Source organism: Rhodococcus gannanensis (genome assembly GCF_042681175.1).
Taxonomy (GTDB): domain Bacteria; phylum Actinomycetota; class Actinomycetes; order Mycobacteriales; family Mycobacteriaceae; genus Rhodococcus_G; species Rhodococcus_G gannanensis.
Window position 1 is genome coordinate 1 of record NZ_JBHUFB010000010.1, and the last position, 510, is coordinate 510.

1 rRNA gene is annotated in these 510 nt (G+C 53.3%); it reads right to left on the reverse strand.

Annotated features, from left to right (window positions below):
• Nucleotides 1-300, reverse strand: a 16S ribosomal RNA gene (locus tag ACFSJG_RS10965); the annotation flags it as partial.
• Nucleotides 301-510: the final 210 nt, after the last annotated feature.

A 510-nucleotide genomic window follows, 5' to 3' on the forward strand; every position in this document is an offset into this window, starting at 1 on the left:
TCACCCTCTCAGGTCGGCTACCCGTCGTCGCCTTGGTAGGCCATTACCCCACCAACAAGCTGATAGGCCGCGGGCCCATCCTGCACCAGTAAACCTTTCCACCAAAAACCATGCAGCCTTTGGTCATATCCGGTATTAGACCCAGTTTCCCAGGCTTATCCCGAAGTGCAGGGCAGATCACCCACGTGTTACTCACCCGTTCGCCGCTCGTGTACCCCCGAAAGGGCCTTACCGCTCGACTTGCATGTGTTAAGCACGCCGCCAGCGTTCGTCCTGAGCCAGGATCAAACTCTCCGTTGAAGACTCTAGATTCGCCGGCCGAAACCAGCTAATCAGTCATAGACATCGAGTCAAATCACTAGCAAAAAAACTCAAACTAGCTAAATTCGTCGACCATCCCACACGGGGGTGCAAGACAATCGACATACCCACCCCATCGAAAGACGGGGCGGAGTACCAAAAAATTTGGCACTGACATTCATCGGCACACTGTTGAGTTCTCAAAGAACA